We start from the raw sequence: 23,603 nt of genomic DNA, 5'->3' as shown, positions 1-23,603 counted from the left end.
TGGTCAGGGCCGGGCGGTGCCATACTCTGGTGCGGTCCGGCCCTTCTCGTCATGACCCGGCAGGTTCCCGTCCATGCCCCGTCCGCTGCGCATCGTCGTGCTGCTCTGTCTCGTGCTCCCGCTGCCCTGGCTGGCGCCCGGCTTGCTGCTGGGGCGGCTGCTCGTGCGCGGCCGCGCTGAAGAGGGGGACGGGCTGGCGACGCTGCCGCTGGCCCTGGCCGCCCCGGCCCTGATCCTGCCGTGGCTGCGCCTGACCCGGCTCCCCTGGCAAGCCTTCTGGTTCCTGGCGGCCGCGGTCTCGCTGGCCTGGCTGGCGGCGATGCTCTGGCGCGACCGCGAGGACCGCGGGCGCTGGCTGCTGGCGCCGGCCGGATGGCTGCTGCTCGCGGCGGGGATCTACTGGGCGCCGCACCTCGGCCTCGCCGCGCCTTCGGGCATCGACATGGGCATGCACCTGGGCTTCGCGCGGTTGCTTATCGACGGTGTGGCGATCCCCACGACCCAGGATCCCTTCCTGCCCGGCGTGTCCTTTGGCCTCTATCCGCTGGGCTTCCACGCGCTCGTGGCGCTGACGGCGCGTGTCTGGCAGGATCTGGCCACCGCCGGCATCGCCCTGGCCGCCCTGACACAGGCCTTCTTCGCGGTGGCGGTCTACCTGGCGATCCGGCGCGGTCCCGGGGTCGACCGCGTGGCGCTGGCGGCGGCCGTCCTCACGGTCTGGCTCTCCCGCAACCCCCAGCAATACGTGAGTTGGGGCGGGAATCCGTGTGTGCTCGGCAGCGCGTTCGGCCTGGTGGCTCTGCGGCGGCTGCACGACGCGCTCGGGCGGCCCGCCCGGCGGACCTGGCTCGAGGCCGCGCTGCTGGCGGCGGCCGCGGCCCTGACCCATCCCACTGCCGCGGTGATGACGGCCATCGGTGCCATGGTCGTGGTGCTGGTCTTCCTTGCCCGGCACCGGTCCCTGACCCGGGACCATGGGCGCACGATCTGGCCCGGCGTCCTGGCGCTGGCGGTGCTCCTGGCGCCGCTATTGCCCGATCTCCTGCACACGGATCTGTCGAGCGGTGAGCGGGCCTGGGTGGTCGCCAACATGAAGATCCCACCCCACGCACCCGGTCCGGGCCTGACCGGGGCGCTGCGCCACGTGGTCGGCGCCTATGGCGACACCGCGCTGGCGGTGGTGGCGCTGCTGGGTTTGCTGCTGGTCGTTCGTGACCGTGGGCGCAGCCTCGGGCTGGCGATCGTGACGGTGGCCGGCCTCGAAATGCTGGCGTGGCTGGCCTCGCGGCAGTTGCTCCCGCTGTCCACGACGCTGGTTCCCGAGCGCGTCATGCTCTTCGCCCTGCCGGCCCTGGCCTGGCCGGTCCGGTGCTGGCTGGACGCCGCCGGGACCACGCTGCGGACCGATGTCCGCCGGAGCCGACGTCTGGCCGCGGGCGTGCTGCTCGTGGCGCTGGTGGCCGTCGCTGGCGCCAAGCACCAGTATTACTACCACCACGCGCTGCGCGGCGGCCAGTACGTCACCACGGCCGACCGCGAGGCGCTGGCCTGGCTGGCGGCCCACGCCGAGCCCGGCAGCCTGGTCGAGACCGAGTACTTCGATGCCGGCCAGTACGTGCCGGCCCTGGCCGGCCTGCCGCACACCGCGCCCCAGCTCAACCCGATCTGGATGGACGAGGCCCGTGCGGTCCTGGCCGGATGGCCGCCGCGCTACGCCTTCGTGGGCGCCCGCACCTACAACGACCGTCCGCGCCAGCGGCCGCAGCCGGCTGCGGGCGAGGTCGTCTTCACCGCCCGGGACCCCCAGGGAACGGCCCAGGTGATCTTGCTGCCCTGACCGCGGCCACGCTCGAGAAACATGTCCGCAAGATCATCGTATTGCGTGGGTTCGGAGCCAGCCGTCACCAGGAGGTCCCCATGTTTCGCTTCATGCCACCGCGGGCCGTCGTGTTCGCGTGTCTCGTCATGGTGCTCGGCGCCAGCAGCGCCCTGGGCACCGCCCCCTACGTCCAGCAGGCCGACATCCACCACGACCGCATCGTGTTCACCGCCGAGGACGACCTCTGGTCGTGCGACCGCGACGGCGGGGATGTGCGCCGCCTGACCAGCTTCGTGGGGGTGGAGTCGTACCCGCACTTCTCGCCCGACGGTCGTCAGATCGCCTTCACCGGCGCCTACGACGGCAACGCCGACGTCTACGTCATCCCCACCGCCGGCGGCGAACCCCGCCGCCTGACCTGGCATCCCGACCGCGACCAGGTCCTCGACTGGCTCGCCGACGGCACCGTGCTCTTCCGCAGCAACCGCGACGATCCTCACGGCGACTGGCACCTCTACACCATCGATCCCGCCGGTGGCGACCCCGCGGAGCTGCCCCTGGGCTTCGCCACCCGTCTGGCCGTGGATCCGGCCAGCGGCCAGTGGGCCTTCACCCGCTTCGAACGCGAGCGCCGTCCCTGGAAGCGCTACCGCGGCGGCTGGGCCACCGACATCTGGGTCGGCCACCCCGACCGGGCCGACTATCGCCAGATCACCGATTTCACCGGCATGGACGCGTTCCCCATGTGGCACCAGGGCCGCCTGGTCTTCCTCAGCGACCAGGGCGGCACCGCCAACATCTGGCGCATGGACGCCGACGGCACCGGCCGCGAGCGCCTCACCGATCTAGACGAGTGGGACGCCCGCTATCCCGCCCTCGGGCCCGATGGCCAGGTGGTGTTCACCGCCGGCGCCGACATCCACGTCCTCGACCTCGGCACCGGCCGCTCCGCAACCGTGGCCGTGGACCTGCCCAGCGACCGCGTGCTCACCCGGACCCGCTACCGCGCCTCGGGCCGCGACCTGCAGGGCTTCGATCTCTCGCCCGACGGCGAGCGGCTGCTGGCCGAGGTCCGCGGCGAGCTCTTCTCGGTGCCGGTCAAGGAAGGCGTGACCCTGCCCATCACCCGCGGCACCGGCGCCCGCGAGCGCGCCGCCGCCTTCGGCCACGAGGGCAAGCGCGTGTTCTACTGGACGGATGCCACCGGCGAGGACGCGCTCCACGAGAAGGACGCCTGGGGCCGTGGCGAGGCCGAGATCAGACGGAAGGCCGAGGCCGGTCCCTGGCCCCTCGACCTGTACCCCTCGCCCGACGGCGACTGGCTCGCCTGGACCGACAGCGACAACGCCCTGCGGGTGATGAAGTCGGGCGGCGGCGGCGAGCGCGAGGCCGACAATGGAGCGTACGGCCCGCTGCGCGGCCTGGCCTGGAGCCCGGACGGCCGCTGGCTGGCCTACGTCAAGACCCTGGCCAACGACTTCCGGTCGATCTTCGTCTACGACACCGAGGACGACGAGACCCACCAGGTCTCCGGCCGCTGGACCGAGGACTTCAGCCCGAGCTGGGATCCCGACGGCCGCTACCTCTACTACATCTCGGCGCGCGCCACCAACCCCATGCTCGGCGGGCCCGACCTGACCAACATCGAGCCCAAGAGCGAGAAGCTGTACGCGCTGCTCTTGCGGCCCGACGTGGAGAGCCCGCTGCGGCGTGGCGACGGCCTGCCGCCGGCCGATGAGGAGGACGACGAGAAGGCCGACGACGAGAAGAAGGATGACGAGGAGGCCGCAGGCGAGGACGCGGACGAGGAGGAGCCCACGCCCGTGGAGATCGACTTCGACCGCATCATCGAACGCGTGGTGGAGCTGCCCGTCGACCGCGGCAACTACTTCGGCACCGCCGCCACCGCGACCCACCTCTTCTACGTGGCCAACCCGCTGCAGGGCATGGCCGAGGGCGGCGACTTCTTCGCCGAGACCCCGCCGCAGGCCGTGCTCATGGCCTACAGCCTGGAGGACCGCGAGGCCCAGACCTTCGTCGCCGGCATCTCGGCCTACGACCTGGAGGCGGGCGCGGGCAAGATCGCGGTGATGAAGAACCGCGGCGAGATCTTCGTGGTCGACGCGGCCGCGCCGCCCGGCGAGGCCCTGGCCAAGGGCAAGGTCGACCTCAGCGACGCGGTGGTGGAGCTCGAGCCGCGCGACGAGTGGCGCCAGGTCTACTGGGAGGCCTGGCGGCAGATGCGGTCGTTCTACTGGGACGCCGACATGGGCGGCCTCGACTGGCCCGAGATCGGCGACCAGTACGCCGGGCTCCTGCCGCGCCTGACCAGCCGCACCGACCTGAGCGACCTCATGGGCCAGCTCTACGGCGAGGTCTCCACCAGCCACAGCTACGTCTTCGGCGGCGATCCGGGCAAGCAGGTGCCGACGGTGGCCACCGGCCTGCTCGGCGCCGACCTCGCCCGCGACGGCGACAGCTACCGCATCGAGCGCATCCTCCGCGGCGACCCCCTGGACCGCGTCCGCTCGCCGCTGGACGAACCCGGGGTGGACGCCGGCGAGGGCGACCACATCCTCGCGGTCAACGGCGAACCCGTGGCCGGTGCCCCCAACCTGCACGCGCTGCTGGCCGGCCTGGCGGGCAAGCAGATCCTGATCACGGTGGCCGACGACCGCGGCGGCGAGAACGCCCGCGACGTGCTCCTGACCCCGCTGCGCAGCGACCGCGGCCTGCGCTACGCCGACTGGGTCCGCCGCAACCGCGAGTACGTGGCCGCAAAGACCGACGGCAAGATCGGCTACATCCACGTGCCGGACATGGGCACCAGCGGCATGGTGGCGTTCAACAAGTGGTTCTACCCGCAGCTCGACAAGGAAGGCCTGGTGGTGGACGTGCGCTGGAACGGCGGCGGCTTCGTCAGCCAGATGCTGGTGGAGCGCCTGCGCCGCCCGCTGCTGGCTTTCGACCGCGCGCGCAACGGCGCGGTCAGCACCTACCCCTACCGCGTGCTCAACGGCCCGTTCGTGGTGCTGACCAACCAGATGGCCGGCAGCGACGGCGACATCTTCCCGCAGGCCATCCAGCTCGAGGGTCTGGCGCCGGTGATCGGCATGCGCAGCTGGGGCGGCGTGGTGGGCATCAACGCGGTGCGCCCGCTCCAGGACGGCGGCCTGGTCACCCAGCCGGTGGTCGCCTGGTGGGACGTCATGAAGGGTTGGGGCGTGGAGAACCACGGCGTCGATCCCGACATCGAGGTGCCCAACCTGCCCCAGGACCTGGCGCGCGGGGTGGACGCCCAGCTCGATCGCGGCATCGCCGAGGTGCTGAAGCTGCACGCCGCCGAGCCGCCACTCGAGCCCGCGTTCGGCGAGGTGCCGTCGCGGAGCCGGCGGGCGTATCGGGACGAGCTGAAATAGCGGCGTCGGACATCCGAGGCGCTGCGTGGCGGGGGCCGGTTCCTGGTGGTGGGCCGGCCTCCGGTCTGGGATCGACATTCGATCCGGGAACTCTCCCGGTGTACAAGAGTTCAGACGACCATTGCTGGTCGTTCATCTCGGCTCAGGTCTGGATTTCCGCGAAACGAAGGTTATCTTTACCACTACCATGAAAACGCCCACGAACCACCCGCTCCACACCCTCAGTCGCCACCTCCTGGCCGGCGTCCTCGTGGTGTGTGTCACCCTGGCCGCCGTGCCGGTGCTGGCCCATTGCTGCTCCGACCGCTGCCACGACGCGGAGCCGGTGGCCGCGCAGGCCGGCGATTGCGGCTGCTCCCTGAGCGGCGTCGAATCGCCCTTGGACGTTCTCTCCTGCGCACCCGATCCCGTCGCCGACCTCGCTGCGGACAGCGAGCGTGTGGCCGTCGGCGCCGTGCCGCCCCCGGCACGGCCCGCGGGCGGGGGAGGCCCGGTCCCGACCAACCGCGCTCCCGACCGGACGGTCGTCCTGCTCATCTGATCCCTCCGCCGCCGCCGCTTTCGTGTGCCCGGCCGTTTCGCAGGCCGGGTTCGTGACGGTTTCACTGGCCGGAGGGCATCGATGTCGATCCGTTCGTGGACAATCCTGCTGATTCTCTGGGCGACCGCCACGGCGGCCGTGGCGGCGCCGTTGACCCTCGACCGCGCCGCCGTGCTCGAGTACGCGCGCGCCCAGGCCACCGGGATTCTCGCCGCCCGCGCCCGCGTGGGCGCGGCCGACGGCGAGGTCCTGACCGCCCGCGCCTGGCGCCACAATCCGGCTCTCGACCTGGATGTCGGCCCGCGCCGCAACGACGCCGGCACCACCACCGACCGCTTCCTGCGCCTGACTCAGCCCCTGGACCTGGGCTTCAACGGGCGCTCGGCCCGCATCGACGCCGCCGAGGCCGGCGCGCGGGCCAGCGGCGACGAGCTGCGCGGCACCGAGGTCGAGGTCCTGGCCGAGGCGGCGCGGGCCCACCTCCTGGCGCTGCACGCCCGCGAGCGGCGGGAGATCGCCGCCCAGGTCCTGGCGCTCACCGAGCGGCTCAAGGACCTGGCCGACCGTCGTTACGAGGCGGGCGAGGTGGGCGTGCTCGATTCCCAGGTGGCCACCGTGACCCTGGCCGGCGCCCGGGTGGCACTGCTGCGGGCGGAGGCCGACGTCGACGACGCCGTGGCGCATCTCCTGCGCCTGCTCGCCCTCGACGCCGATACGCCGGTCGAACTGACCGGCGAGGTGGACTGGCCGCCGCCCCCCGATCTGGCCGCCGTGCGCGCCACGGCGCAGGACCACCCCTACCTGGAGGCCCTCGCCGCCCGCACCGAGCAGTCGGGCGCGCTGCGCCGGGTGGCGGCCGCCGCCGGAAGGCCCGAGTTCGCCCTCTCGGCAGGCGCCGGGCGCGAGGAGCAGTCGGATCTGGTGAAGGTCGGCGTCTCCATGAGCCTGCCCGTTTTCAACACCGGCAAGGGCGAGCGCCGGACCGCCGCCGCCGCCGATACCCTGGCCTACCTGCACCTCGCCGACGCCCAGCGCCGCATCGCCAGCCGGGTGACCGCCGCCTGGCACCGGCATGACCGGCTGCACACGGCCCTGACCACCTATCGCGACGAGGCCCTGGCCGCCCACCGCGCCAGCGTCGCGCTGAGCGAGGAGAGCTACCGCACCGGCAAGAGCGACCTCGGCGAGGTCCTCACCGTGCAGCGGGAGCTGCTGGACACCCGTGTCGAGGTGGCCGACCTGCGCCTCGAGGCCGCCCTGGCCGCCCTCGATGTTCACGCGCTCGCGGCCCTGCCGCCGTTGGCCGCCGTCCCCCAAGGAGAAGTGACGCCATGACGATCCGGACCTTCCATACCGCGCTCACCCTGGCCTGCGTCGTGCTCCTGACGGTGCCCACGGTCGCGCCGGCGGGCGACGAATGTTGCGACACGCCCGGAGCGACTCCCAGCACGGACGAACGCGGGTTCTGCGGCGAGCACCAGCTCTTCGAGGACGAATGCGGGGTCTGCCAGCCCCAGCTCGCGGCGCTGCTGGCGCCGGGCCAGAGCCTCAAGGTGCGCCTGGCGTCGGAGCGGTCGGCCCAGCTCGGCGGCCTGGTCACGGCCCACCCCGGCACGCAGGTCGGTGGCGATGGGATCACCGCCTACGCCGAGATCGGCTACGACCGCAATCGTCTGGCCCACGTCACCCCGCTGGTAGGCGGCGTGATCCAGAAGGTGCTCGTGGACGTGGGCGCACGCGTGACGGCCGGCCAGGTGCTGGTGGAGATCGTCTCGAGCGAGGTGGCGTCCGCCAAGCACGACTACATCGCGGCGGTGCTCGAGCGTGACCTCCACGCGCAGGACGTCCAGCGCGAGCGCAGTTTGCGCGAGCAGAAGATCGCGGCCGAGCGCGACCTCCAGGCGGCCGAAGCCGCGTTCGCGCGCGCCGAGGTCGCCGTGGCGTCGGCGGCGCAGAATCTGCGGAACCTGGGGCTGGACCAGGACGCCCTCCGCGACATCGAACGCTCTGGCGACACCACCGCCCGCTACGAGCTGCGTGCGCCCTTCGCTGGGGAGATCATCGAGCGCCACGCCGTGCTGGGCGAGGCCGTGGCCGCGGGCGCGCCGCTTTTGCAGCTGGCCGACCTCTCGCAGGTCTGGCTCGAACTGTCGGTGCCCGAACGCGCGCTATCGGTGCTGCGCCGCGGTCAGCCGGTGACGGCCCACTTCGACGCCCTGGCCGGGGTGACGGTGACCGGCGAACTGGCCTGGATCGGCAGCGGCCTCGATCCGCGTACCCGCCTGCTGCAGGCCCGCGCCGTCGTCCCCAATCCCGACGGGATGCTCAAGGCCGGTCTCTTCGGCGAGGCGGTCATCGCCGTGGGCGCCGGGTCCAGCGTGATGGCCGTGCCCGTGGCCGCGGTCCAGACCGTGGACGGCTCCAGCTTCGTGTTCGTGCAGGAGGCGGGCGACCTCTTCCAGCTGCGTCGCGTCGATCTGGGCCTGCGCCTCGGCGAACAGGTCGCCGTGGCCGCGGGCCTGGGCGAGACCGATAACGTGGTCGTGGCCGGCAGCGCCGCGCTCTACACCGAGTTCCTGAAGTCCAAGCTGGGCGCCGGCTGCGCCCACGAGTAGCGACGCGAGGAGAGCATCTGATGCTGGAACGCCTGGTCCGCTTCGCGCTGGAGAACCGCCTGATCGTGGTGGTGGGGGTGCTGCTGCTCGCCGGTCTGGGGACCGCGGCGCTGCTGAACCTGCCCGTCGACGCCTTCCCCGACACCACGCCCATCCAGGTGCAGGTCAACACCGTGGCGCCGTCGCTGTCGCCCGAGGAGATCGAGCAGCAGATCACCATCCCGGTGGAGCTGTCGCTGGGCGGACTGCCGGGCCTGGTGGAGGTGCGGTCGGTGTCGCAGTTCGGGTTCTCCCAGGTGGTGGCCATCTTCGGCGACGGCACCGCCATCACCGACGCCCGGCAGTACGTGGCCGAGCGGCTGGCTGGAGTCTCACTGCCCGCGGGCATCGATCCGCCCGAGCTGGGTCCCATCGCCACGGGGCTCGGCGAGGTCTTCCACTACATCGTGCGCAGCAGCGATCCCGAGCGCGGCCTCGAGGACCTGCGCACCATCCACGACTGGCTCATCAAGCCCGAACTGCGCAAGGTGGCCGGGGTGGCCGAGGTCAACAGCTGGGGCGGCAAGGTGCGCCAGTTCCACGTGGTGGTGGCGCCCGAGCGGCTCGCGCGCTACGACCTCACCCTCGGCGACGTGGTGGCGGCGCTCGAGGCCAACAACCGCAACGTGGGCGGCGGCGTGGTCACCGTGGGCGGCCAGGCCAGCCTGGTGCACGGCGTGGGCCGCGTGGGCACCATCGAGGACATCGCCAGCATCATGGTGGCCAGCTTCGAGGGCGGTCCCATCTTCGTGCGCGACCTGGGCACCGTGGAGATCGGGCACGAGATCCGCCGCGGCGCAGTCACGGCGCAGGGGCACGGCGAGGTCGTGATGGGCCTGGCGTTCACGCTCATGGGCGAGAATCCCGCCGCGGTCACCGCCGAGCTCAAGCAGGCGCTCGACCGCGTGAAGCCTTCGCTGCCGAGCGACGTGGAGATCGAGGTGGTCTACGACCGCACAAGGCTCACCGCCGAGGTGCTGAAGACCGTCCAGCACAACCTGATCGCCGGCGCCATCCTGGTGATCGTGGTGCTGTACCTGCTGCTGGGGAACCTGCGCGCCGGCCTCATCGTGGCGGTCACCATCCCGCTTGCGCTGCTGTGCGCCGCCGTCGGCATGACCGGCGCCGCCATCGCCGCGAGCTTGCTCTCGCTCGGCGCCATCGACTTCGGCATCCTCGTGGACGGTTCGGTGGTGATGACCGAGGTCAGCATGCGCCGCCTCGCCGAGAAGCGCCGCGCGCTCGGCCGCAAGCTCACCGCCGACGAGCGCCGCGCCACCGTGCTCGGTGCGAGCCAGGCCGTGGTGCGTCCCATCGTCTTCGGCATGGGCATCATCCTCATCGTCTTCGTGCCCATCCTCACCTTGCAGGGCACCGAGGGGAAGATGTTCCGTCCCATGGCGCTCACCTTCATGTTCGCCATGGGCGGGGCGCTGCTTTTGGCGCTGCTGTTGACGCCGGTCCTGAGCACCTCGTTCCTGGGCGACCGCGCGCCGGTGGACGGCGGCCGCGTGGGCCGCGCGCTCACCGCGGGTTACCGGCCCGTCCTCGAGTGGGTGTTGCGCCGGCGCCGGCTGGTGCTCGCGGGGGCGACGGCGGTGCTCGTGGCCGCTGGCGGGCTGGGAATGCGTCTGGGCGGCGAGTTCCTGCCGCAGCTCAAGGAAGGCGCCGTGGTGATCAACGTGGTGCGCCTGAGCGGGGTGGCGATCGGCGAGTCGGTGGCGCAGAACACGCGGATCGAGACGCTGCTGCTCGAGAACTTCCCCGACGAGATCAGCCACGTCTGGACCCGCATCGGCACCGCCGAGGTGGCCACCGATCCCATGGGCACCGAGCTCAGCGACGTCTTCATGACGCTCTATCCGCGCGACAACTGGCGGCGGGCGAAGACCCAGGAGGAGCTCACGGCGCAGATCCAGGCGCTGGTGGCCGAGGTGCCGGGCGCCAACTACGCCTTCACCCAGCCCATCGTCATGCGTCTAAACGAGATGTCCTCCGGCATCCGCTCCGACCTGGGCGTGAAGATCTACGGCGACGACTTCGACGTGCTCGTGGAGCTCGCCGAGGAGGTCAACCACATCCTCGCCGGCATCGACGGCGCCGGCGACGTGGGCGTGGACCAGGTCACCGGCCAGCCCGTGCTCTCGGTGGCGGTGGACCGCGCCGCCCTCGCGCGCCACGGCCTGCCCGCCGACGCCGCGCTGCAGGGCGTGGAGGCCATCGGCGGCCTGCACGTGGGCGAGGTCTTCGAGGGCCAGCGGCAATTCCCCCTCGTGGTGCGCTGGCCCGACCGTTTCCGCGGCGACCCCGCCGCCGTCTCCGATCTGCTCATCACCAGCGGCACCGGAGCGCGGCTGCCGCTGGGCCAGGTGGCCGCGGTCGGTGGCCGCGAGGGTTTGGCCACCATCAACCGCGAGTGGGGGCGCCGCCTGATCCGCGTGCAGGTCAACGTGGTCGGACGCGACGTGTCCTCGTTCGTGAACGAGGCCCGCGAACGCATCACCGCCGAGGTCGAGCTGCCCACCGGCTACGTCATCGACTGGGGCGGCCAGTTCCGGCACCTCGAACGGGCGCGCGTGCGCCTGGGCGTGGCGGTGCCCACCGCTCTGCTGCTGGTGCTCACGCTGCTCTACCTGAGCCTCAAACGGGTCCGCGACGTGGCGATCATCGCCACCGGCATCCCGTTCGCGTTCGTGGGCGCGGTGCTCGCGCTGCAGCTGCGGGGCCTGCCGTTCTCGGTTTCGGCGGCGGTGGGATTCGTGGCGTTGGCCGGCATCGCCGTGCTCAACGGTCAGATCCTGGTGGCGGCGTTGCGCGACCGGCTCGCCGCGGGGCACGAGCTGTCGACGGCCATCGTGGAGGCGGGGTGCCGGCGGCTGCGGCCGGTGCTCGCGACGGCGATCACCGACGCCGCGGGGTTCATCCCCATGGCGATCTCCACCGGGGTCGGCGCCGAGGTGCAGCGGCCGCTGGCGACGGTGGTGATCGGCGGGGTGATCAGCTCGACGGTGCTGACGCTGCTGGTCTTGCCGGCGCTGTATCGGGTATTCGGGGGTGGTGGGTCGAGCGGCCCGGTCCAGGACGACCGCGATTGACCGCTACCCGCTGTCGGTCGTGCGGTCCTCTCCGCGGAGTCCACGCCGCGGCGAGCCGCTCCCTCGTCTTCGACCGAGACGGCGACCACTTCTTCGACTAGACTGTCGCAGAACATCCGCCCGGCCCGCTACCACGGGTCGAGGTGACCGACGACCCCGACGCCGGCCGCCCGCGGCCCTGGAGCATGGACCCCCTGCTGCTCATCATCGCGATCCCGTTGCTGGCGAGCCTCGTGGCTCCGGCGGCCGCCCGCCTGTGCGGGCGCCGCGTCGGCTGGCTGCTGGCGCTGGCGCCGGCGGCGGTCTTCCTCGCGGCGTTCCGGATGCTGCCCATGGCCCCCGGCGACGTCGTCACCGTGTCGTTCGCCTGGGTCCCGCTGCTGGGCATCGACCTGGCCCTGCTCGCCGACGGCCTGTCCATCACCTTCGTGCTCCTGATCAGCGGCATCGGAGCCCTGGTGGTGATCTACGCCAGCGCCTATCTGGGCGACGACCCCCGGCTGGGCCGCTTCTACCTGCTCCTCCTGGCGTTCATGGGCGCCATGCTCGGCCTGGTGCTGGCCGACGACCTCATCACCCTCTTCGTCTTCTGGGAACTCACCAGTGTATGCTCGTACCTGCTCATCGGCTTCGACCACGAGCGGGCCGGCGCGCGCGGGTCGGCCCTCAAGGCCCTGCTCGTCACCGGCCTCGGCGGGCTGCTCCTGCTCGCGGGGCTGCTGCTCATGGGCCTGGCCGGCGAGCAACTGGGCCTCTCGGCGTCGGTCGCGGGCAAGCTCTCCGGTCTGGCGACGGTCGATCTGCGCCAGCACGGCTGGTACCCGATCATCCTGGCCCTGGTGCTGCTGGGCTGCCTGACCAAGTCGGCCCAGGTGCCGTTCCATTTCTGGCTCCCGGCGGCCATGGCCGGCCCCACGCCGGTGAGCGCCTACCTGCACTCGGCCACCATGGTCAAGGCAGGCATCTACCTGCTGGCCCGCCTGTCGCCCCAGCTGGGCGGCACGCCGGCCTGGGTCTGGGTCCTGGGCACGGTCGGACTGGTGACCATGCTGACGGGCGCCCTGTCCACCCTGGCCCAGCGCGACCTCAAGCGGGTCCTCGCCTACTCGACGCTGGCGGTGCTCGGCACCCTGGTCATGCTCATCGGCATCGGCACGGAGACCGCCGTCAAGACCGCGATGGTCTACCTGGTGGCCCACGCGCTCTACAAGGCGGCGCTGTTCATGGTGGCCGGCAACGTGGACCACGAGGCCGGCACCCGCGACCTGCGCCTGCTGGGCGGTCTGCGGCGCTGGATGCCCTGGACGGCCCTGGCCGGGATCCTGGCCGCGCTCAGCAAGGCGGGCGCGCCTCCGATGTTCGGGTTCATCGGCAAGGAGATGCTCTACAAGACCAAGCTGGACCTCGACGCCATCGGGGCCTGGGCCGTGATCGCCTCGGTGGTGGCCAACGTGGCGCTGGTGGCCTCGGCGTTCATGGTCTCGGTGTGGCCGTTCCTGGGCCGCCCGCGCGATCTGCCCCGGCGGCCCCACGAGGCGCCGCCGGCCATGCTCGTCGGCGCGGTGCTGCTGGCACTGTTCGGCCTGGGGCGGGGGCTCCTGCCCGAACCATTCGAGGTCGCCATGGGCTCGGCGGCCGCCTCGGCCATCCTGGGCTATCCCGTCGCCATGAAACTGAAGCTATGGCACGGCGTCGACCCGTCCGCGCTCGCTGTCCTGGGCCTGAGCCTGCTCACCCTGGCGGCCGGCTGGGGCCTGCACCGGGTGCTTCGGGGACGCCTCCACGCCAAGCGGCCCGCGTGGCGGTGGCTCCGCTTCGTCGACCCCGATCGCCAGTTCGAATGGTTCCTGCAGGGATTACAGGCGGGGGCCTCCCGGGTCACGCGCAAGGTGCAGGCGGGCCGCCTGCGCATCTACGTCCTGTGTACCGTGGTGTTCACCGTCGCGGTGGCCGGCTTGCCGATCCTGCGCGCGGTGGCGGCCGAGCGCTGGCCCGACGGCGGCGGCTGGCGGGTGCACGAGGTCGTCATCATCCTGACCGTGCTGGTGGCCAGCCTGATCGTGACACGCCTCCGTTCCCGCCTGGCCTCGCTGGCCGTCCTCGGGGTGGTCGGCACGGGCCTGGCCCTGATCTTCGTGCTCTTCAGCGCCCCCGACCTCGCCCTGACCCAGGTCATGGTCGAGGTGCTCATGGTGGTGCTGCTGGTGATGGTCCTCTACCGCCTGCCGCGCGTGGTCCAGCGCTGCGGCACGCCCTCGCGGATCCGCGATGCGGTGGTGGCCGGAGCGGCGGGCGCCATGATGACCCTCTTCGTCCTGGCCGCAGCCGGGGTGACGCGGGATCCGCGACTCTCGCAGTTCTTCCTGGCCGGCAGCGTCCCGGAGGCCCACGGGCGCAACGTCGTCAACGTCATCCTGGTCGATTTCCGGGCCCTCGACACCCTGGGGGAGATCACCGTGCTGGCGGCCGCGGGGCTGGGGGTCTACGCCCTGCTCCGCCGCCGGACCTCCCGACCGGAGGAGACGCGATGAGGGACTCGCTGATCCTGCGCACGGCCACGCGCCTGATCCTGCCTCTCCTGCTGGTGTTCTCGGTCTTCATCCTGTTGCGGGGCCACAACGAGCCCGGCGGCGGGTTCATCGGCGGCCTGCTGGCCGCGGGCGGGGTCGGGCTGGCGTTGCTGGCGTCGGGGCCGGCCGCCGCGCGCCGGGTCCTGCGCGTCGATCCCCGCGTGATCATCGGAACGGGCCTGTTGATCGCCCTCGGCAGCGGCCTGCCCGGCCAGTTCCAGGGGCACCCGTTCCTGACCGGCCTCTGGAGCAAGGTCGCCGTGCCGGGTGTCGGCAAGCTCAGCACCGTGCTGCTGTTCGACGTGGGCGTCTACCTGGTCGTGCTGGGCACCGCCACCCTGATGATCATCACCCTGGCCGAGATCCCCGACGAGGAGCGCTCATGACCACCGTGCTCATGGCCCTGCTGATCGGCATCCTCTATGCGGCCGGCATCTATCTGATGCTCCGGCGCAACCTCGTCAAGCTGATCATGGGCCTGATCCTGCTGGGCAACGGCGCCAACCTGCTGATCTTCACCATCGGCGGGCTCGTGAGGGCGGCCCCGCCCCTCGCGGCGCCCGGCGCCGAGGCGCCGCCGGCCGGGGTGGCCGACCCGCTGCCCCAGGCCCTGGTCCTCACCGCCATCGTCATCAGTTTCGCCCTGACGGCCTTCTTCGCCGTGCTCATCAAGCGCGTCTTCGCCGTGACCGGCACCGACGACACCGACGCCCTGAGGTCCAGCGAGTCATGAGCGGCATCATCGTCCTGCCGGTCCTGATCCCCCTCGTGAGCGCCACGCTCTCGCTGCTCGCTTGCCGCTGGCCGCGGGTCCAGGCCGCGCTCGGCGTGCTGGGCACCGGCGCGCTCCTGGCGGCGGCCGTCGCCCTGCTGCACCGCGTGACCGTCGGCGGCGTGGTGGCGCAGCAGATGGGCGGCTGGCCGGCGCCGTTCGGAATCACCCTGGTCGCCGACACCCTGGGCGCGTTGATGGTGCTGCTGGGCAGCGTGGTGGGCTTCGCCGTGGCCATCTATTCGTTGAGCGACGTGGACACGGGCGAGCGCCAGGCCGGCTTCTACCCGCTCTTCCACGTGCTGCTCATGGGCGTCAGCGGCTCGTTCATCACCGGCGACGCCTTCAATCTCTATGTCTGCTTCGAGGTCATGCTCATGGCCAGCTTCGTGCTGCTGGCCCTGGGCGGCGAACGCGCCCGCATGGAGGGCGCCCTCAAGTACGTGACCCTCAACCTCGTGGCGTCGGCCATCTTCCTGTCGGCCCTGGGCGTGCTCTACGGCCTGACGGGCACCCTCAATTTCGCCGACCTCTCCGGGGTGGTCCCCACCGTCGCCGAACAGCACCCCGACCTGGTGGCCGCCGTGGCGGGGCTCTTCCTGGTCAGCTTCAGCATCAAGGCCGGGCTCTTTCCCCTCTACTTCTGGCTGCCGTCCAGCTACCACACCCCGCCGGTGTCGGTGTCGGCGATCTTCGCCGGGCTCCTGACCAAGGTGGGCGTGTACGCACTGATCCGGATGTTCACTCTGGTGTTCGGCGGCGTCGGGGGCAGCCACGAGCTCCTTCTGGTGATGGCCGCCGTGACCATGGTGGTTGGGGTGCTGGGCGCCGTCTCGCAGTACCACGTGCGGAGGATCCTCAGCTTCCACATCATCAGCCAGATTGGCTACATGGTGGTGGGGCTGGGCCTGCTCGCCGCGCCGGATCCGGCCGTGCGCCGCCTGGGGCTGCTGGCGGCGGTGTTCTACGTGGCCCACCACATCATCGTCAAGACCAACCTCTTCCTCATCGGCGGCATCATGCGGCGGCTGATGGGTACGGAGGAGTTGCGGGACATGGGCGGCCTGTACCGCCAGCGTCCGTGGCTTGCCGCGCTCTTCCTGGTGCCGGCCCTGAGCCTGGCGGGCATCCCGCCGCTGTCGGGGTTCTGGGCCAAGCTGGCCGTGCTGCGCGCGAGCCTCCTGGCCGAGGCCTGGTGGGTGGTGGCCGCGGCGATCCTGGCCGGCATGCTCACGCTCATGAGCATGATCAAGATCTGGAACGAAGCCTACTGGAAGGCGGCCCCCGACGTGGCGTCCGCCGGTCCCGTCGGCGACCCCCGCCACCTTGGCCCCCTGGTGGTCCCGGCCGTGGGCCTGGCCCTGGTGACCGTCCTGATCGGCCTGTTCCCGGACTGGCTGTTCGGCCTGGCCGACCGGGCCGCCGCGGAACTGCTGGACCCCACGCCCTACCTCGAGGCCGTGGGCGTCGCCGTGCGGGGAGGCCAGCCATGAGAATGCTCGGGTACAACGCCACCCTCGCCGTGGTCTGGGCCGCGCTCCAGGGCGACATCGACCTGGTCAACCTGACCGTGGGTTTCGCGGTGGCGTTCGTGGTGCTCTGGCTCTGCCGGCCATTCCTGGGCGAATCCGGCTACTTCAACAAGGTCCCCACCGTGGTGGGGTTCCTGGCCTATTTCGTCAAGGAGCTGTTGATCTCGAGCGCCCGGGTGGCCTGGGACGTGGTCACCCCGCGTGACCGGCGGCGGCCAGCCGTGGTGGCCGTGCCCCTGGACCTGGACAGCGACGTCGCCGTCACCCTGCTGACCAGCGTCGTCACCCTCACGCCGGGGACCCTGAGCCTCGACCTCTCGCCCGACCGGCGCACCCTCTACGTGCACGGCATGTTCGTCGACGACCCCGAGGCGTTCCGCCGCGAGATCAAGGACGGCTTCGAGCGCCGCATCGAGGAGTTGCTGCGATGACCCTGTCGATCGCCACCGTGGGCAACCTGCTGCTGGCCCTGCTGGGGCTGGCCATGGTGCTGACCGTCGTGCGTCTCTTGCGCGGCCCGAGCCTGCCCGACCGGATCGTGGCCCTCGATCTCCTGGCCACCATCGGGGTGGCGATCTGTGGCGTCTACGCCGCCGTCCATGACCAGCCCGTGTTCCTGGACGTGGCCATCGTCATGGCCCTCATCACCTTCGTCGGCACCATCGCCTTCGCCCGCTACCTCGAGGAGTCCGGCAAACCATGACCTCGCCGCTGATCCAGCTGCTCTGCGTGATCCTGGCCGGCCTGGGCTCGCTGCTCATCGTCATCGCGGGCGTCGGCATCCTGCGCATGCCGGACCTGCTGACCCGCATGCACGCCTCGTCCAAGGCCGCCACCCTGGGCACCGCCCTGATCCTGCTGTCGGTGGGGATCTGGTTCGGGGAGGCGGCCATCCTGGTGCGGACGCTGCTCATCGTGGTCTTCCTGCTCGTCACCGCGCCGGTGGCCGCCCACATGATCGCCCGCGCCGGCTATCGTGGCGGCGTGTCACTGGCCGACGACACCGCGCTGGACGAATACCGCCCCACGGTTCACGTCGTCACCGACGAGGAGGACTGACCAGGGTTTCACCCCGCAACTGGTCGGTTCGTCAGGGTCAGGAACTGCTTCCGCCTACAAACGGCAAGCACGCGATTCGAGAAACGCCCTGAACCCCATCCGCTCCCAGAACCGCCGCCCCGCCTCGTTGGCCAGCAGCACCCGCAGCTCCGCCCGCTGGAGCCCCTGGGCCCGGAACCAGTCCAGGATCTCCGCCACCAACCGTTCGCCCAGCCCGTGCCCGCGCCAGCGCTCGGTGACCAGCACGTCGTAGATGTTGCCGTAGCGGCCGGCGGCGAAGACCGGCGGGTAGCTGGAGATCATGGCCAGCAGGTAGCCCACCACCGCGCCCTCGACCTCGGCCACCAGCAGCCGCGAGAGCGGATCCTCGAGCCGGGCCGCGGCGAACTCGTGCCACTGGGCGGCCCAGTCCTCGGCACAGGTGAACGCGGGTTCGTGCGGCGTGTGCAGGTCGATCAGCTCGCGCCAGAGCGTGACCACTTGCGGCAAGTCGTCGGTCTTGGCCGGGCGGATGACCGCGCTCACGGCGCCTCGATCTCGGCGTTCCAGCAGGCGAGGATCGCCTCGGCCAGCTCGACGGCCGCGGCCGAGGAGAAGCGCTTGCCGGTGTAGGCCAGGCGGACCTCCTCGAGGCGCTCGTTGCCGGTGGTGCGGCGGTAGACCCAGGCCTGGAGCAGGAACTCGAGTCGGTCGGCGTCGCGGACGAGCTTGGCCTCGGGGCCTGTCTCGTTCTTGTAGTCGTCCAGCAGCGCGGTCCAGCGGTCCGCGATGGGCAGGCCTGCGAGCATCTCGGCCAGCGCGCTCGCCTCGGCGGCGTTCTTGGCGCCCTCGGGCAGATGACGCACGGCCATGCGGGGGATGTCCGAGACCTCGCTCTCGGCCAGGTCGTGGAGGATGGCCATGCTCAGCAGCCGGCCGCGGTCGAGATCCTCGCCGGTCATCTCGGCCAGGACCAGGGCGACCATGGCGGTGCCCCAGCTGTGGGCCGCCACGTCCTCGGGGCGGGGGACCCAGCGCAGATGCCAGCCGGTGCGGGGCGTGGTCTTGAGAATGTTGGCCTGCAGGAGCAGGTCGAGCCAGGGCGTAGGGGTGGCGGGCATGGAGGCCTCCTGGGCTGCGGGTCGTGGGCGCCGTTCGAGCATAGCGTCGTGGCACAGCGAGGGCCACCGTCAATCAGGGGCCCGCCAGGACCTCGCGGAAATAGCAGCGGAAGTGGTAGCCGAAGGCCACCATGGTCACGGCCTGAGGCAGCAGACGCGGCCGGCGCAGCAGGGTCCAGGCCAGGAGGCGGCAGTAATGCCAACGCTGGTTGTCGATCAAGCCGAGCAGGTTGTACCCACGAGATTGTGTCCCGGGCCTGGGCCAACACCCAGGCCCTCTCTTTCAAGCCGCCCGCTTCAACGCATGCCGCCGATTCACTCCCAACGCCGGCGTCTCCACCTCCCCCCAGTAGTACTCCCGCCACCGCCCCTTGAGCCCGACCTTCGACACGAACAACCGACCACTCAGGATCTCCTCCACCGTCAACCGCCCCCCGAACAGCCCAGCCTCCATCGCCGGCGTCTCCCCACACTTCTTCGTCCAACGAGGCCGCACGTAGTTTCGCCACACCAGGAACACCGCCAACCGCAGCGCCGCTCCCTGGCGACGCTTCGACCACGCGATCGTCTCCCGCTTGTGATTCCCGCTCCCATGACGCAGCAACAGATCCAGCAAGTTGATCTCGTACAGCGCGTTGTGCTGATCCCGACGATCCCGACTACTCGTCACCTCATGCCGGATCACCTTCCACGCCGTCTCCACCGCCCGGATCGCCGGCGGATACGACTTGTGAGCGTCGCTGCGGATGGTCACTGCCGCGGCCTTCCGCGTCACCGTCTCGAGCAGCTCCTGCATGTCCTTGCGCACCGCCCGCGGGTCGGGTCGCCCGAACTGCGCCTCCAGCTCCTGCCGACGCGCCTTCTGCCGCGCCGTCATCGATCCCTTCCGTCTGAGCGGACTGTCGGTGAAATGCAGGAACATCCCGGTTCGGCAGTCCACCGCCAGATGGAAGTGAAACGGGAAGTACTGGCTCAGCTCGAAGGATTCGAACCCGTCGACGGCGATCACCCGGGACGGCGACATTCGCTGTCGGATCTGCTCGTGGAAGAGCAGGCAGTGGCGGCCGAGGCGGTTGAGCTGGTTGTCGATGGTGGTCGGGGAGACCTTCAGGTCGGCGGCGATCTGGCGGTTGGCCATGCAGCCGACGGTCTTGGTCATCAGCTGGGGGAGGATGTCGGGGCGCTTGAGGTAGTAGGTCGTGGAGAAGGTCTGTGAACTGAAGGAGACACGGCAGTGCTTGCAGAGAAACCGGCGGATACGGTGGGGGGCGGCCTTGCGGTAGAAGAAGCCCATGCGTTTGCAGGGCCAGGGCTCGGGCAAGTCGTTGTGGAACTTGCAGTCAGGGTTGGGGCAATGTGGGGGCCGCCAATCCTGATGATAGATATGGTGAGTATTCATGCCCCTGATACTGCAAATCAGGGACCGGACACAGTCTCGATGGCACAACCAAGAGGTTCCGGAAAACGGGGACCCGTGGTCGATCCCCGGGTCCCCATGTGCGTCGCACAGTTGGCCATTCCTCCTCAGCGGAAGAGATTCTTCACCGCGCTCCAGGTCTCGGTTTCGGTCGTGGCCGCCTTGTCGCCGCCACCGCCGGGAATGTGGATTGCCCCATGCCACGTCACGTAGCCGCTACCCACGATTCCGGTCCAGGTCCCGCGATCATGCCAGCCCTGGAAGTCGCCGTAGGCGTGGGGATAGTTGTACGTGCCGTCATAGACGAATGCCGTGATCGTTGCCTGGAGCGTGCCCACCCAAGAACCGGTCAAGTCGCCATAGAAAGAATTCTCGACCCGAGCGTGCGATGTGAAGTCGCCATCACCCGTCGCCATGTCGATGTTCATGTTGATGACGTACTCGGAATCGCCTGTCAGTGGTGTGCCGTCGGCATCCTGTCCCACGAGGTTGCCCAGCATGATCATCCCGCGATAGTGAGTGATCCCATCGCTGTCGGTCCAGACCCTGCCCGGATCGATGACCGTCGTGGTGTCGGACCCTTCGACCGGGATCTTGATCGACCGGGCCCAGGCGTTTCCGGCGAGAAGCGCCATGCTCAGGATCAGGAGGGTGCAAACCAGAATAGAGCCTTTCCGCTTCATGTCGTGACCTCCTTCGTGTGTTGGGTTGGAACCGTGATTCTGTCGGCAGCGGTGACTCGTGCACGGGGTCACCAGTCGTATCCATAGACGTCGGGATCGGAAGATCTGAACAGGGTATCCCGACGGAGCGCGGATTCGCTGCCGGTGCCTGGAGTCGCGGACGGCCCTGGCTGCGGGCGCCACGAGCCGTCTGGGCCATTTCCGAAGCCGTCACGACGTGCTATGCTCCAGCCACCATCCCAACCGATTGACGAAGAGGTGCCGCATGGAGGACTCTTCCTCAGCCGAGAACCCGTCACGGGGGAATGCTTGCACGAGTCGGTCGCCAGACTGGATCGGCGAGAGCACGCGCAGTCTCCTCGACCGTGCCCAGACAGGGGACGAGAGGGCGCTGGAGGAGATCTTCGCCCGCTATCTCCCGCGCCTGATGCGGTGGGCGACCGGGCGGCTGCCGCGGGCCGCCCGCGACATTGTCGATACGGATGACCTGGTCCAGGACTCACTGATCAAGGTCGTGCGAACCCTGGGCGGGATCCGCGACCGCAACCCGGGCACGTTTCCCGCCTACCTGCGAAAAGCCGTCCTCAACCGACTCTACGATGAAGCACGGCGGGCTGCCCGCCGGCCCGACGTGACAGGATTCGCGGACACCGAGGCGGATCCGTCCCCGAGCCCTCTCGAGGAATCCATCGGCAGCGAGCTCGCTGCCCGGTACGAGGCGGCGCTGCAGTGCCTGAGCGATGACGATCGCGCTGTCCTGTTTCTCAACATCGAGATGGGGATGAATTACCAGGAGATGGCCGACGCACTGGACAAACCGAGCGCCGACGCGGTCCGGATGGCCGTGAACCGGGCCGGTGTCCGCCTGGCCAGGGAAATGCATCATGCAAGAAAGTCCTGAATTCGATCAAGGTTCGGCGACCTGGGCCACGGCCGACGCGGTTTTTGCCCGCCTCGTCGATGAACGGGGCATCGCGGTGGAAGAGGGCCCGCCGGCGGAGCAGCCTCTGCTCCGGGAGATGAGGTCGATCGCCAGAGTGATCGCGGCTCACGAGGAACGGCAGCGCACGCCGCGCGACCTGGCGCCACATCCCGCACCGGCCGGCGGTGACCCGCGCGGCGAATCCTGGGGCCCGCTGGTGATCCTCGAGAAGATCGGCGAGGGAGCCTTCGGCGATGTCTACCGCGCGTGGGAGCCGCGCCTCGACCGCCAGGTTGCACTCAAATTCTTCCGCCCGCACCGGCTAAGTTTGGCGCAGTTGTCGTCCGAGGTCATCGAGGAGGGACGGCTGCTGGCACGGGTCCACCATCCCAACGTGGTCACCGTCCACGGGGCGGAACAACTCGATGGGCGGTTCGGGATCTGGATGGAGTTCATCGAGGGGACCACGCTGGAAGAGATCGTCGCAGAGCACGGACCATTGAGCGCCGACGAGGCCATGGCGATCTGTCGCGACCTGTGCCGGGCCCTGGCTGCTTTGCACGCGGCGGGCGTGCTCCACCGCGACATCAAGGCCCGCAACGTGATGCGCGAGCAGAGCGGCCGCGTGGTCCTGATGGATCTCGGAATCAGCTGCGAGATCGAGCATGCGGTCCCGATCCGGCAATACGGCACGCCCCTCTATGCGGCGCCGGAGGTCCTGCTTGTCGCCGAATCGAGCCCTCAGGCGGACATCTACAGCCTCGGCGTCCTTCTGTACTTCCTGGTCAGCGGACGCTACCCGATCACGGGTGCGACGCTGGCCGACATCCACGCGGCGCACGCGGCGGGCCGGGTCGAATCCTTGGCGGCGGTCTGTCCCGACCTGCCCGCCACGTTCCTCCGCATCGTCGACAAGGCGCTGGCCGCGAGCCGCGGCGAGAGGTATGCCACCGCAGTCGAACTCGAGCAGGCGCTCGACAATGCCCTGAACGAGGGCGTCCGCACCCCTCATGGCCCGGCGCGAACCGGTTCCGGCACCGACGACCGCCAGGCCTACATCCACTACCTGCAGGGCCGACACTTCTTCAACCAGCGGTACAAGGATGGCTTGCCCAAGGCCATCGAATGCTTCCGGCAGGCCATCGCGCACGATCCGAACTTCGCCATGGCTCACGTCGGCCTTGCCGACTGCTTGAGCCATCTGGGTTATCAGAATTTCCTGCGCCCCCGGGAGGCTTACGCCAAGGCGCGAGCCATGGCGAAACGCGCGCTGGAACTCGACCCCGACCTGGGAGAGGTCCATGCGACCCTCGGCTGGATCTCCATGTTCTTCGATTGGGATTTCGCGGCGTCCGAGGCGCATTTCCGGCGCGCCATCCAGATCTGTCCCCAGTACCCCCTGGCCCGCCAGTGGTACGCGCTCATGCTCTCATCGCGGGGAAGAGATGACGAGGCCCTGGCCGAGATCGAGGCGGGCCGAGATCTGGACCCTTCGTCGCTCATCATGGCGGTCGAAGCGGTGGTGTTGTTCTTCGCCGGCCACCACCAGGAAGCCATCCACCTGTTTCGTCTGGCGCTGGAGACCGAGCCCGAATCCTGGTACCACAATGCTCAACTCGGCATGGCCTCCTGGTTCGGCGGCGAACAGGAAGCGGCGGAAGCGCCGATCCGGAAAGCGGTGCAGATCTCGCAGAGGAAGGAGGCTTATGCCGTTTCCCTGCTGGCTCTCGTTCTCATCGAGACCCACCGTGAGCGTGAGGCCCACCAACTGATCGAGCACCTGGACGCGCTAGCTCGCGAGAGGCCGGTGTCTTGTTACCACCGATCGACGTCCTGGATCGCCCTCGGACGGCACGACAGGTGGGGGCCGTTGCTCGAGCAAGCCATCGAGGAGCGTGATTCGTTTCTGGCCTATATCAGACCGATGGTTGTCTGGGAAGGGTGGCTGGCCGATCCCCGATTTGCTGGGCCGCTGCGGATGGTTGGCCTGGTGGATTGATTGTGGGGCGCGCGAGCGGGG

The 23,603-nt window shown here is 70.1% G+C and carries 20 protein-coding genes; 15 read left to right on the top strand and 5 right to left on the bottom strand.

Going from position 1 to position 23,603, the window contains the following annotated elements:
* Positions 1 to 73: 73 nt before the first annotated feature.
* The 13 genes from IFSED24_RS08255 to mnhG all read left to right on the top strand — a co-directional run bounded on the left by IFSED24_RS08255 (position 74) and on the right by mnhG (position 17,461).
* Entirely contained in the window at positions 74 to 1,837 is a 1,764-nt protein-coding gene (locus IFSED24_RS08255) for a DUF6541 family protein (protein ID WP_491334741.1), read from the top strand.
* A gap of 80 nt (positions 1,838 to 1,917) precedes the next feature.
* Positions 1,918 to 5,238, top strand: a complete 3,321-nt coding sequence (locus tag IFSED24_RS08250; RefSeq protein ID WP_491334740.1) for a S41 family peptidase — start codon at positions 1,918 to 1,920, stop codon at positions 5,236 to 5,238.
* A gap of 187 nt (positions 5,239 to 5,425) precedes the next feature.
* Positions 5,426 to 5,779, top strand: a complete 354-nt coding sequence (locus IFSED24_RS08245) for a hypothetical protein (RefSeq protein WP_491334739.1) — start codon at positions 5,426 to 5,428, stop codon at positions 5,777 to 5,779.
* 81 nt (positions 5,780 to 5,860) lie between these two features.
* Complete coding sequence (locus IFSED24_RS08240; protein ID WP_491334738.1) at positions 5,861 to 7,114, top strand: TolC family protein; 1,254 nt, start codon at positions 5,861 to 5,863, stop codon at positions 7,112 to 7,114.
* Positions 7,111 to 8,394, top strand: coding sequence for an efflux RND transporter periplasmic adaptor subunit (locus tag IFSED24_RS08235; RefSeq protein ID WP_491334737.1), 1,284 nt, complete (start codon positions 7,111 to 7,113; stop codon positions 8,392 to 8,394). The genes IFSED24_RS08240 and IFSED24_RS08235 overlap by 4 nt, the downstream gene beginning before the upstream one ends.
* A gap of 20 nt (positions 8,395 to 8,414) precedes the next feature.
* Positions 8,415 to 11,528 carry an efflux RND transporter permease subunit gene (locus IFSED24_RS08230; protein WP_491334736.1) on the top strand — a complete coding sequence of 1,038 codons (3,114 nt, stop codon included), beginning with the start codon at positions 8,415 to 8,417 and terminating at the stop codon, positions 11,526 to 11,528.
* Between the two features lie 143 nt (positions 11,529 to 11,671).
* The gene (locus IFSED24_RS08225; protein ID WP_491334735.1) at positions 11,672 to 14,059 is read left to right on the top strand and encodes a putative monovalent cation/H+ antiporter subunit A; all 2,388 of its coding nucleotides are present in this window, start codon (positions 11,672 to 11,674) and stop codon (positions 14,057 to 14,059) included.
* Positions 14,056 to 14,484: a Na+/H+ antiporter subunit B gene (locus IFSED24_RS08220; RefSeq protein WP_491334734.1), complete on the top strand. Its 429-nt coding sequence runs from the start codon at positions 14,056 to 14,058 to the stop codon at positions 14,482 to 14,484. The genes IFSED24_RS08225 and IFSED24_RS08220 overlap by 4 nt, the downstream gene beginning before the upstream one ends.
* Complete coding sequence (locus tag IFSED24_RS08215) at positions 14,481 to 14,831, top strand: Na+/H+ antiporter subunit C (RefSeq protein WP_491334733.1); 351 nt, start codon at positions 14,481 to 14,483, stop codon at positions 14,829 to 14,831. Before IFSED24_RS08220 ends, IFSED24_RS08215 begins: the two co-directional genes overlap by 4 nt.
* The gene (locus IFSED24_RS08210) at positions 14,828 to 16,363 is read left to right on the top strand and encodes a proton-conducting transporter transmembrane domain-containing protein (RefSeq protein ID WP_491334732.1); all 1,536 of its coding nucleotides are present in this window, start codon (positions 14,828 to 14,830) and stop codon (positions 16,361 to 16,363) included. Before IFSED24_RS08215 ends, IFSED24_RS08210 begins: the two co-directional genes overlap by 4 nt.
* Positions 16,360 to 16,833 (top strand): Na+/H+ antiporter subunit E, encoded by a 474-nt coding sequence (locus tag IFSED24_RS08205; protein ID WP_491334731.1) that lies wholly within the window; start codon positions 16,360 to 16,362, stop codon positions 16,831 to 16,833. Before IFSED24_RS08210 ends, IFSED24_RS08205 begins: the two co-directional genes overlap by 4 nt.
* A complete protein-coding gene (locus tag IFSED24_RS08200) occupies positions 16,830 to 17,105 on the top strand; it encodes a cation:proton antiporter (RefSeq protein ID WP_491334730.1) in 276 nt (91 codons plus the stop codon). The genes IFSED24_RS08205 and IFSED24_RS08200 overlap by 4 nt, the downstream gene beginning before the upstream one ends.
* A complete protein-coding gene (gene mnhG / locus IFSED24_RS08195) occupies positions 17,102 to 17,461 on the top strand; it encodes a monovalent cation/H(+) antiporter subunit G (protein WP_491334729.1) in 360 nt (119 codons plus the stop codon). The genes IFSED24_RS08200 and mnhG overlap by 4 nt, the downstream gene beginning before the upstream one ends.
* 54 nt (positions 17,462 to 17,515) lie before the next feature.
* On the opposite strand, the gene IFSED24_RS08190 is transcribed toward mnhG, so the two are convergent.
* From IFSED24_RS08190 to IFSED24_RS08170, 5 genes are all read right to left on the bottom strand, one after another.
* Positions 17,516 to 17,986, bottom strand: coding sequence for a GNAT family N-acetyltransferase (locus IFSED24_RS08190; protein WP_491334728.1), 471 nt, complete (start codon positions 17,984 to 17,986; stop codon positions 17,516 to 17,518).
* Positions 17,983 to 18,561: an HD domain-containing protein gene (locus IFSED24_RS08185; protein WP_491334727.1), complete on the bottom strand. Its 579-nt coding sequence runs from the start codon at positions 18,559 to 18,561 to the stop codon at positions 17,983 to 17,985. Before IFSED24_RS08185 ends, IFSED24_RS08190 begins: the two co-directional genes overlap by 4 nt.
* A 73-nt stretch (positions 18,562 to 18,634) precedes the next feature.
* The gene (locus IFSED24_RS08180; protein WP_491334726.1) at positions 18,635 to 18,781 is read right to left on the bottom strand and encodes a DUF4070 domain-containing protein; all 147 of its coding nucleotides are present in this window, start codon (positions 18,779 to 18,781) and stop codon (positions 18,635 to 18,637) included.
* Positions 18,782 to 18,844: 63 nt separating this feature from the next.
* Complete coding sequence (locus IFSED24_RS08175) at positions 18,845 to 19,960, bottom strand: hypothetical protein (RefSeq protein WP_491334725.1); 1,116 nt, start codon at positions 19,958 to 19,960, stop codon at positions 18,845 to 18,847.
* Positions 19,961 to 20,085: 125 nt separating this feature from the next.
* The gene (locus tag IFSED24_RS08170; protein WP_491334724.1) at positions 20,086 to 20,661 is read right to left on the bottom strand and encodes a hypothetical protein; all 576 of its coding nucleotides are present in this window, start codon (positions 20,659 to 20,661) and stop codon (positions 20,086 to 20,088) included.
* 265 nt (positions 20,662 to 20,926) lie between these two features.
* Between IFSED24_RS08170 and IFSED24_RS08165 the strand changes: the two genes are divergently transcribed.
* Positions 20,927 to 21,562, top strand: a complete 636-nt coding sequence (locus IFSED24_RS08165; protein WP_491334723.1) for an RNA polymerase sigma factor — start codon at positions 20,927 to 20,929, stop codon at positions 21,560 to 21,562.
* A complete protein-coding gene (locus IFSED24_RS08160) occupies positions 21,519 to 23,582 on the top strand; it encodes a tetratricopeptide repeat protein (protein WP_491334722.1) in 2,064 nt (687 codons plus the stop codon). The genes IFSED24_RS08165 and IFSED24_RS08160 overlap by 44 nt, the downstream gene beginning before the upstream one ends.
* Positions 23,583 to 23,603: the final 21 nt, after the last annotated feature.

The organism is Candidatus Latescibacter sp. IFSED24 (assembly GCF_058273205.1).
This window is presented reverse-complemented; position numbering and strand designations above follow the sequence as displayed.

Bases quoted from the DNA above. Each gene is read 5' to 3' on its own strand.
- IFSED24_RS08230 (WP_491334736.1), top strand. From the start codon at position 8,415: ATGCTGGAACGCCTGGTCCGCTTCGCGCTGGAGAACCGCCTGATCGTG.
- IFSED24_RS08235 (WP_491334737.1), top strand. From the start codon at position 7,111: ATGACGATCCGGACCTTCCATACCGCGCTCACCCTGGCCTGCGTCGTG.
- IFSED24_RS08170 (WP_491334724.1), bottom strand. From the start codon at position 20,661: ATGAAGCGGAAAGGCTCTATTCTGGTTTGCACCCTCCTGATCCTGAGC.
- IFSED24_RS08205 (WP_491334731.1), top strand. From the start codon at position 16,360: ATGAGAATGCTCGGGTACAACGCCACCCTCGCCGTGGTCTGGGCCGCG.
- IFSED24_RS08240 (WP_491334738.1), top strand. From the start codon at position 5,861: ATGTCGATCCGTTCGTGGACAATCCTGCTGATTCTCTGGGCGACCGCC.
- IFSED24_RS08215 (WP_491334733.1), top strand. From the start codon at position 14,481: ATGACCACCGTGCTCATGGCCCTGCTGATCGGCATCCTCTATGCGGCC.
- mnhG (WP_491334729.1), top strand. From the start codon at position 17,102: ATGACCTCGCCGCTGATCCAGCTGCTCTGCGTGATCCTGGCCGGCCTG.
- IFSED24_RS08185 (WP_491334727.1), bottom strand. From the start codon at position 18,561: ATGCCCGCCACCCCTACGCCCTGGCTCGACCTGCTCCTGCAGGCCAAC.
- IFSED24_RS08250 (WP_491334740.1), top strand. From the start codon at position 1,918: ATGTTTCGCTTCATGCCACCGCGGGCCGTCGTGTTCGCGTGTCTCGTC.
- IFSED24_RS08245 (WP_491334739.1), top strand. From the start codon at position 5,426: ATGAAAACGCCCACGAACCACCCGCTCCACACCCTCAGTCGCCACCTC.
- IFSED24_RS08220 (WP_491334734.1), top strand. From the start codon at position 14,056: ATGAGGGACTCGCTGATCCTGCGCACGGCCACGCGCCTGATCCTGCCT.
- IFSED24_RS08175 (WP_491334725.1), bottom strand. From the start codon at position 19,960: ATGAATACTCACCATATCTATCATCAGGATTGGCGGCCCCCACATTGC.
- IFSED24_RS08210 (WP_491334732.1), top strand. From the start codon at position 14,828: ATGAGCGGCATCATCGTCCTGCCGGTCCTGATCCCCCTCGTGAGCGCC.
- IFSED24_RS08200 (WP_491334730.1), top strand. From the start codon at position 16,830: ATGACCCTGTCGATCGCCACCGTGGGCAACCTGCTGCTGGCCCTGCTG.
- IFSED24_RS08165 (WP_491334723.1), top strand. From the start codon at position 20,927: ATGGAGGACTCTTCCTCAGCCGAGAACCCGTCACGGGGGAATGCTTGC.
- IFSED24_RS08255 (WP_491334741.1), top strand. From the start codon at position 74: ATGCCCCGTCCGCTGCGCATCGTCGTGCTGCTCTGTCTCGTGCTCCCG.